The sequence below is a fragment of the Jhaorihella thermophila genome (assembly GCF_900108275.1).
In the GTDB taxonomy this organism is placed as follows: domain Bacteria; phylum Pseudomonadota; class Alphaproteobacteria; order Rhodobacterales; family Rhodobacteraceae; genus Jhaorihella; species Jhaorihella thermophila.
The window spans coordinates 1-8,153 of the sequence record NZ_FNVD01000038.1 but is presented as its reverse complement, the minus strand read 5'-3'; the positions used below and the strand labels follow the sequence as shown (position 1 = coordinate 8,153).

Below are 8,153 nucleotides of genomic sequence, written 5' to 3'. Positions count from 1 at the left end.
GACCACCAGTTCCACAGATCCTTGTATCGAAACACCCATGGCTCGCCGTAAACGCCATCGGTGATTGGTGTGCGGACCTGCGCGGCGCGGTCGGTTTCGCTGGCATAGAACCAGTCGAAGCCCTCGCCGCCGGCGATGTTCTTTTGCAGATAAGCCCGGTCGTAAATCGCGGGCCAGCCCTCGGCCGCGTCGAGATGTTCGAACCCGTCTCGCCAGTCCGACAGCGGCATGTAATTGTCGATGCCGACGAAATCGATCTCGGGATCGGCCCAGAGCGGATCGAGGTGGAAGAACACGTCGCCGCTGCCATCGCCAGGCTGATGCCCGAAATATTCCGACCAGTCGGCGGCGTAGCTGATGTCCGTGCCCGCCCCGAGGATGCTGCGCACATCCGCCGCGAGATCGCGAATGGCCTGCACCGCGGGATAGGTGCTCGCACCCGAGCGGATCGTGGTCAGCCCGCGCATCTCAGTGCCGATAAGGAAAGCATCGACGCCGCCTGCCGCCGCGCAGAGATGGGCGTAGTGCAACACCATGCGGCGCAGACCCCAGTCGCCCGGCGCCCCGATCCAGGAGACCGTCTCGCCGGAGATCGCGAAGTCGGACGGGCTGGCGCTGCCGAAGAAGTCCGCGACCTGGCTTGCCGCCGCGGCTGTCTTGTCGACGCTGCCGGTGTAGCCCGCGGCGGGCGAACAGGTGATCCGGCCGCGCCAGGGGAACGCCGGCTGGCCGGTCTCGGCGGCGTTGTCGGAATACGGGTTCGGCAGCGTGTTGCCGGGCGGCACGTCCATCAGAATGAACGGATAGAAGGTGACGCGCAGCCCGCGCGCCTTCATCTCCTTGATCGCCTGGATCACCGCGAAGTCCGCTGGCGTGCCGCCATAGACCGGGCGGTCCTGATCGTCGCGGCTGACGAGGTGGGCGTTGGCACGGGACACGCCATTCACCGACCAGCTGGCGGGCGTCGTCGACTTGGCCGAGACCTCGACGCCGGGCCGCACTTTGCAGTCGCCCGCCCGCAAGTCGTTCCCGAACCAAGCGACGACGAGGCTCACGCTTTTGACCTTCGGCGCCATGGCCTGCAAGCGGTCGAGCGCCACGACCATGTCGGCGGTATCCGAGAGCGCGTTCAGGTTCTCAGGCGTTTGCGCCCCACCGCTGCCCTTGCGGATGCCGGTCGTGGCATAGGTGAACTCGCCCGAGGCCGGGATCATGGTGACCGCCTGTGTGAGCCCCTCGGCCGTGTCGGGATCGGCGAGCGGGCGGAAGACCTCGAAGGAGAGTTGCGGCAAGCGGTTGCCAAAGTTACCGAGCGGGAGGTCCTCGAAGACCACATAGGCCGTGCCCCGATAGGCGGGCGTGCTGGCCGCGCCCATCGTCGCCGCGATGAACGGATCGGCCGTCTGGGTCTCGTCCCCCGGATACCAGCGCCAGGTGATCCCGGCCGTGTTGAGCAGCTTGCCGTCGGCCCAGATGCGGCCGATGCCGGTGATCGGCCCCTCGCAGAGCGCCACGGCGAAGGAGGCATAGTAGAGATACTCGGTGGTCTTGACCTTGCCGCCGCCCCCGCCGCCCTTGCCGCCGCCTTGCGTGGTGGTCTTGGTCTCCTCTCGGAAGTCGGTCGCCCAGATGATGTTGCCGCCCATGCGCATCCGGCCGTAGACGCGCGGGATGACGGCGCCCTCGGTCGAGGACGTGATCCGGAGGCTGTCGAGCCGCGGCCCCTCGATGCGCTGGGTGGGCGCGAGCGACGAGACGATCCAGCTGTCGACAACCGACCCGATGGTCGAGCCGACGAAGCCGCCGATGGTGGCGGCGCTCACGCCGAGGATCGCGCCGCCGATCGAGCCGCCAATGGCGGCGCCAGCGGCACCGAGGACGAGGGTGGCCATGTCGGGGTCTCAGCGTTGCGGAAACAGGAAGGCGAAGGCAATGCGCCGCCGCCAGGATCGGGTGAGCGGTTCCTCGATCACGCCGAGGCGCTCATAGGCGTGGAGGAAGCTGTCTGGACCGGTCATGATGCCGACATGCTTGGCGATGGCGCGCGGCATCATCCGGAACAGCACCAGCGCGCCGGGGCCGGCGTCGGAGGGCGACACCTCGATCATCATGGTGCGCGCGCCCTCGGCCAGAACCTCGCGCGGGCCCGTCTCACCCCAGTCGCGGCTGTAGGGCGGGATCGGAAACGGCTCGGGACCGACGACCTCGCGCCAGATGCCCCGTGCAAGCCCGAGGCAGTCGCAGCCGACACCGCGGAGGCTTGCCTGGTCGTGATACGGTGTGCCGAGCCACGCGCGCGCCGCAGCGATAACCCTGTCTGGGTCGGCGGGGGCTCTCGTGCATCGCGAAGCGATGCACTGCCGCCCGTCGTTTCCGCTGGAAACGACGTTGGTCACAGCACGCCCCCTTCGTGACCGCCATCCTTTGTCGCGTAGCGCAGGATCGTGTCCTGACCGGGGATATGCGGGAAGCCGCGGAAGTTGGCGGTGTTGGCGAACTTTGCCCCGCAGGTCTCGATCCGCTTGTCACAGCCCGCACGGATGGTGAAGGCGTCGCCCAAGGCGATGGAACGCACCGGCGCCTCGAGCAAGGCCAGGACCGCGACGCCACCCGCAACGTCATGGCCCAGCACCTCGGTGTGCCGCCCCGCATTCGCCCCGCTCGTCCATTCCAGCGTGCCGAAGGTGAACCAGCCGGCATCGAACCCAGCGAGCCCCGATGCGGTGAAGGCCCGGTCGCGCAGGAGATCGATCACCGCGCCCGTCCCCTTGAAGGCCGGATTCTCGAGATCGATGCCGCAGCGCGCGTCCCCAAGCGCCGCGTCGCAGGTCGCCTGGAAGGTCCGCCCGACCGTCTGGCCCAGCACGTGCGCGAGCGAGCGCACCTCGGCGACGAAGACCAGCCGCCCGCGCCGGATCTGGCCGATGGCGCCGCGCCGCATCAGCACGCGCTGGCCCGTGTCCGCCCAGTTCACGCGCCAGACTTCGACCTCGGCATTGTCCCAGCGGCCATCGAGGATGTCGGTCTCGGTGATCCGGTCCGAAGTCAGCACACCCTCTGCGTCCTGTGCATCGACCGAGAGGTTCGAGCCCGAGCGCACCTCGGATGCCGTGAGCCCGCTCTCGGGCTCGAACTCGGTCCCGTCGAAGGTCAGTGTCCGGTCGTGATCGGTGAAGCCGAAGGTGACACCGTCGGCACGGGCGATCCGCCACACCCAAGCGAGCGTGGTCGTGCCGTCGTCGAGATGGGTCTGTAGCGCGGGAGAGAGAGCTTTCATCGGCAGGTTCCCGTCATGCGGTCGTCGAGATCGGCGATCCAGTCGGCCCAGTCCGGCGGCACCTCGGCGACACTCGCCGCAGGTGGCCGTGCCAGTCGGGCCTCGGCATAGGAAATGCAGCCGGCATCACCAGGCACCGTCGTTGCGGCGCAGCCGCTGAGCAGGATCGCCAGCGTCGCGGCCGTCACAAACCGCCTTGCGCCCGCGCTCGACGCGTCCAATCGTGTCTTCCAATGCATCGCGTTCTGCCTCCCGTTTGCCCTGACGCTTTCCTTCCACCCGACCCCAGACCCGGCCGAAGACAATGCCACCGACCGCGCTCAGAGCCGCGACCAGCCAGATCAGGAACTCAGCCATCACCGCGGAATCCCCGCTCGATCCGGTCACGCAGGCCGATCAGGCCGAGGCCGAGGAAGATCAGCCCGGCGGGCGAAGCGTCGCCCGAGCCGGCGAGCAGCGCGACGAGGCGGGACAGTTCAGCAAACGGTCCGATTGCCGGCAACGCGACGGAGGCGATACCGGTGAGCATGGCGAGCAGCCCCGCCCACCAAGTCAGGGAACTCGGTCGGATGTAGCGCATGGGGATCAGTTCCTTTTGAACAGCCGGTTGAGGATTGTGACCAACCGGGCAAGCCAGCCGGTCGGCGTGTCAGGGCTGGGTCTGGTCGTGGCGGGGCGCAGCATCGCCAGAGCTTGCGTCTCGGTGAGACGTCGGACGGGCCGCGAGAAGTCGACGCGACCCGCATGGTCCACAGACCAGACCGGGATCGCGCCGCCGGGATAACGTCCGTCGCGGAACAGGTCGCGCTCGGCCTCCCGTCGCGGGATGATCGATGCAGGCTTGCGCCAGTTCAGAAACGCGTCGGCGGCTGCAACGCGATTGCCGGCGTTCAGGTGCCGGGTTAGCGCTGCCCTGGCGATGCCGCCGGTGTTGTAGTGAAAGCTGACCAGTGCATCGAACTCGTGCGGCTGGAGCGGCACCGTAACCGCGCGCCGGACGTCGGCTTCGTAGCGCGCGAGGTCGGCGCGGAAGACCCGAAGCGCCGCGCGGATCCCGGCGTCGAGATCGTCCGGCATCCCGCGCGGCATTGTCGCCGGATCGGGCGGTCCGGCGGCGGCGGTGTGGCCGATGCCGAAGGTCCAGGTGCCTGTGGAATCGCGGTAGGGCCCGGGCACGATACCCTCGTGCCGGGCAAGGGCCATGAGGCCCCGGTCAGTCATCTGCATGGGGTTACCTCAGGAGCGAGAGGATCAGGATCAGCGCGGCAACCGCGAGGCCGATGCGCAGGCGGTGCAAGAAAGCATCGCGCGGGTCGTCGGTCAGGCGCCGCAGCCCGCGCAGGACACGGACGAGCTCAGTCATCGCCGCTCTCCCGCGCCTGGCGCAGGCGGGCAAGCACCAGTTCGATCACCGCCGGGCCGAAGACCCCGACGAGATAGGCGGCCGATCCCGCTGCACCGCCCGCCGGGATCGCCTGTGGCGGCAGGCCCAGCCAGCTGGTGATGACGGCCATCGACAGGCTGCCCATGCCGGCGGCGATCAGCCCGCCGAGCAGGATGTGCCGCAGCGCGTCGCGCAGCCGCATCTTCGTGGTCAGCGCGTTGGTCGCGCCGCCGAGGGCGCCCCAGGCGGCGAGGATCACCGCCGTCGATGCCGCGAGGTCGCGCAGCACCGTCGCGACGAAACCGGAATTGTCGTTCATCGCCGGATCTCCAGGAGCGGGATGGAGGTGATGGAGCCGAGCCGCTCGAGGTCGAGCGTCACGTCGAGCGTGTCGGTGTCGAAGCGGACCGGCACGTCGAACTCGAACCCGGCCGTGATGGTGGCGCCAGAAGCCGGAGCGGTAGTGAAAGTGACGAGGCCGGTGGTGGTGTCGACCGACCAGCCGCCTGCCTGTTCCACGCCATCGACAGCCACCGTAACGCTTCCGACCACCGGCTTGGTGATCGTCCGCACCCATGTCTGGCCGCCAGAGGTGTAACGCTTCACCAGTTGGAATGCCGTCGTCGTGCCATCCCCGGTGCCGATGGCCTGATCGGTCGCCGATGGCGTCTGCGATGGAAGGCACGACTTGTAATCCGCCCAGTCCTTGAAGCGGAAGCCGTAGAGGCGACCGTTGCGTGCCTCGAAGAATTCGACGACGGCGGCGAGATCGTCGGCGCGGCGGATGCCGTAAGCGACATCGTAGCGCCGGCGCGAGTTCGCCCAGCTGGCGTTACGCTCCTCGTCGCCCGAGGCCAGCTCGACGATCTGCGTGCGTCGCTCCGGCCCGCCTCGTGCACCCCGGCTGATATTGTCCGGAAACCGGACCTCGTGAAACGCCATCAGAGCCCCCTGCGCCCCAGCGACACCGCGCGAGCAATATCGGCGGCGACCTGCGTGCGCGACTGCCGGAAGCTTTCCGCGTCGCGGGTGTTGATGTTGATGGTTACACCGCCGCCCGCGCCATAGCTCTGTGCGTCGCGGCGCGAGAGCACTCGCTCTCCGCGCTGGAGGATCGCGGGCACCTCGTCGGGCCTGAGGCCGGCCCAACCTCCCGAATGCATGCGCGGCGCGGCGGCGAAGGCCATGGCGGGGACCATGCGCGACGGCGCCGGCCCGCCGACCACACCGCCCGCGTGAAGTACTCCGGCGAAGAGCCCGCCCGCGCTACCGAGAATGCCGCCGAGGACACTGGCGATGGGGCCGAGAATGAACCGCCGTGCGGCGAGCCGTGCCAGATCGGCGATGAGCGAAGTGACGAGATCGCGGAAATCCAGCTTGCCGGACTTCACGAATTCCGCCACCGCGTCCTCGGCGCTTCGGAATGCGCCCACGAGGCTCTGGCCGATATCGGCGCCGATGTCGCGGGCCCTGGCAGCGTAATCGGCCAGCGTCGCGGTGACGGCCCCCCAGCCGGTCGCGGCCTGCTCCGCCCCGTCGGCATTCGCCGCCCCCGCAGCCTGGCCAGCCTCACCGGCGGCATCCAGCGCCTCCGTCACGCGATCGGCCGCCGCTGAGGCCTCATCGAGCGCATCCGCCCCGTCTTCGCCGCTTGCGCGCATCGCGGCCCTGAGCGCGTCCACCGATTCCCGCACGCCGTCGAATGCGTAAGCGCGGGTGTCGGCGGCGCTGGCACGCAGCACATCGGCCTGGTGGCCGGCGTTGTTGGCAGCGTGGTCGAGATAGGAGGCGTAGCTCTGCGCCCCGTAGACGTCGATCCGTGCATCGGCCCCGATCCGTTCGGAAACCGCGTTGAAGGTCGGGCCGATCTGGGAGAGGAAATCGGCCCATTTTTGCGAGAGAAACGCCATGAGGCGGAGCCAGATCGCCTCGATGTCCGCCCTCATGGCGCGGAAATCATCGACGAAGGAAGTGACGGTCACCTTGATCCCGTCCCAGACCGCCTTCGCGACATTGCCCATGAGTTCGAGCGCCTCGCCAAAGCCGCCGGCACCCTGCACGAGCTTCGTGAACTGGTAGATGAGCTCGCCCGCGCCGACTACAGCCGCGCCGATGCCGGTGCGGATGAGCGCGCCGCGCAAGACCACAAGCGCCGTGGCGAGGCCGCGCACGGACAAGGCCGCGGCGGCCAGCCCGGCAACCCAGCGGCTGGCGAGGAAACCCGCAAAGGTCGCGGCATAGGTCGTCAGGCGACCGATATTGTCGAAGAGCCCGGCAATGGCCTGTCCGAGCGGGCCGGTGCGGCTCGCGAGTGTCGCCATGGCGTCGGCGACCGTTTCCAGAGCGGGCGCCGCGGCGACTGCCAGCTGGTTCGACAGACCACGCCAGATCAGACCCAGCCGCGAGATCGCGTCGTTGGTCCGTTCGATCTGGTCAGCTTCCGTCTCGGAGACCACGACACCGAAGGCACGCACGTCCTCTGTCGCCTGACGCAGCGTCGCGGTGTCGATGCGGCTCATGGCGATGGAGCCTTCCTCGCCGAAGAGCTGCCCCGCGACGGCGGCACGCTCGGCGATTGGCACGAACGCCTCGATGGCGGCATTGACCGCACCCACGCGCTCGTCGAGGGGCATCGCCAGCAGGTCAGCGGCCGAGAGCCCGAGCCGGTCCAGCGCTTGCGTGGCCGGGCCGGTCCCGGCCGCGGCCTGGCTGAGTCGCCGGGTCAGATCCTTGGTCGCCTGCTCGATGCCAGACATGGACACGCCCGCCAGTTCCCCCGCACGTTCCAGCGTCTGGATCGAGGCAACCGTGGTGCCGAGCGACTGCGCCAGCTTCGCCTGCGCATCGACCGTCTGCAGGCCGGACCGCACCATGGCGACACCGGCGGCCGTGGCAGCGGCGACGGCAGCCGCTGCCGCGACGCGCACCCGCCGCGCGAAGCCTGCAAGCCTTGCGTTGGCGGCCTCCATCTCGCGACTGAGCCGGCCGAAGCCACGGGCGGCGGCCTCGCCCACGCCTTCCAGCTCGGCGCGCACCTGCCGGCCGCCGACCGCGGCGAGGCGGACGCTAACCCGTTTTTCCGCCATCAGGGCGTTCCATCTGTTCGTTGAGCTTGGCCACCATCACCGCCTCAATGACGGGCAAGAGTTCGGCCATGGCGACGGGCGGAACACCGAGGGCGTCACCAAGCGCCAGCGCCGCAGCCATGTCCCAGCCGATCACGGCGCCGGGCAGCACGCGCAGTTGGCCGCCGAGGCGCCCAACCAGGTCCCAGACCTGCCAGCCCTCATGCGTGAGCGGCCGGTTCAGCCGCGCCGGGCAGTCCGGGCAGGCTTGCTCGCGGCCCTCGTAGGGCTGGCAGGCCTCGCAGTATCGCTCACCCCCACCGAAGGACCAGTCGGCAAGGGCGCGGAGGCGTTTTTTTCCTGCTCCAGAAGCAGGCCCTTCGAGACGTATGAAAGCTGGAAGGCCTCGAAGATCGGCCAGATGTCC

Annotated in this window: 12 protein-coding genes and 1 pseudogene; all 13 read right to left on the bottom strand. The window is 69.0% G+C overall.

Features of this window, described 5'->3' with window-relative positions:
* A partial coding sequence (locus tag C4S70_RS17790; RefSeq protein WP_104009436.1) for a baseplate multidomain protein megatron occupies positions 1 to 1,892 on the bottom strand: 1,892 nt, incomplete at its 3' end.
* Positions 1,893 to 1,901: 9 nt separating this feature from the next.
* Positions 1,902 to 2,354 carry an NlpC/P60 family protein gene (locus C4S70_RS17785; protein ID WP_104009437.1) on the bottom strand — a complete coding sequence of 151 codons (453 nt, stop codon included), beginning with the start codon at positions 2,352 to 2,354 and terminating at the stop codon, positions 1,902 to 1,904.
* A gap of 38 nt (positions 2,355 to 2,392) precedes the next feature.
* Entirely contained in the window at positions 2,393 to 3,277 is an 885-nt protein-coding gene (locus tag C4S70_RS17780; RefSeq protein WP_104009435.1) for a DUF2163 domain-containing protein, read from the bottom strand.
* Entirely contained in the window at positions 3,274 to 3,414 is a 141-nt protein-coding gene (locus C4S70_RS18735) for a hypothetical protein (protein ID WP_160114909.1), read from the bottom strand. Before C4S70_RS18735 ends, C4S70_RS17780 begins: the two co-directional genes overlap by 4 nt.
* Positions 3,404 to 3,634: a hypothetical protein gene (locus C4S70_RS17775; protein WP_104009434.1), complete on the bottom strand. Its 231-nt coding sequence runs from the start codon at positions 3,632 to 3,634 to the stop codon at positions 3,404 to 3,406. Before C4S70_RS17775 ends, C4S70_RS18735 begins: the two co-directional genes overlap by 11 nt.
* A complete protein-coding gene (locus C4S70_RS17770) occupies positions 3,627 to 3,857 on the bottom strand; it encodes a hypothetical protein (RefSeq protein WP_104009433.1) in 231 nt (76 codons plus the stop codon). The genes C4S70_RS17775 and C4S70_RS17770 overlap by 8 nt, the downstream gene beginning before the upstream one ends.
* A gap of 5 nt (positions 3,858 to 3,862) precedes the next feature.
* Entirely contained in the window at positions 3,863 to 4,504 is a 642-nt protein-coding gene (locus C4S70_RS17765) for a lysozyme (protein ID WP_104009432.1), read from the bottom strand.
* 4 nt (positions 4,505 to 4,508) lie between these two features.
* Positions 4,509 to 4,640 (bottom strand): hypothetical protein, encoded by a 132-nt coding sequence (locus C4S70_RS19350; protein ID WP_268807797.1) that lies wholly within the window; start codon positions 4,638 to 4,640, stop codon positions 4,509 to 4,511.
* Positions 4,633 to 4,980, bottom strand: coding sequence for a Clp protease/crotonase-like domain-containing protein (locus C4S70_RS17760; protein WP_104009431.1), 348 nt, complete (start codon positions 4,978 to 4,980; stop codon positions 4,633 to 4,635). Before C4S70_RS17760 ends, C4S70_RS19350 begins: the two co-directional genes overlap by 8 nt.
* Positions 4,977 to 5,603, bottom strand: coding sequence for a DUF2460 domain-containing protein (locus C4S70_RS17755; protein ID WP_104009430.1), 627 nt, complete (start codon positions 5,601 to 5,603; stop codon positions 4,977 to 4,979). Before C4S70_RS17755 ends, C4S70_RS17760 begins: the two co-directional genes overlap by 4 nt.
* Entirely contained in the window at positions 5,603 to 7,747 is a 2,145-nt protein-coding gene (locus C4S70_RS17750) for a phage tail tape measure C-terminal domain-containing protein (protein ID WP_104009429.1), read from the bottom strand. Before C4S70_RS17750 ends, C4S70_RS17755 begins: the two co-directional genes overlap by 1 nt.
* Positions 7,728 to 7,868 carry a DUF7697 family protein gene (locus tag C4S70_RS17745; protein WP_456077572.1) on the bottom strand — a complete coding sequence of 47 codons (141 nt, stop codon included), beginning with the start codon at positions 7,866 to 7,868 and terminating at the stop codon, positions 7,728 to 7,730. Before C4S70_RS17745 ends, C4S70_RS17750 begins: the two co-directional genes overlap by 20 nt.
* Before the next feature lie 98 nt (positions 7,869 to 7,966).
* Positions 7,967 to 8,153: pseudogene (locus C4S70_RS19270) on the bottom strand (hypothetical protein); the annotation flags it as partial.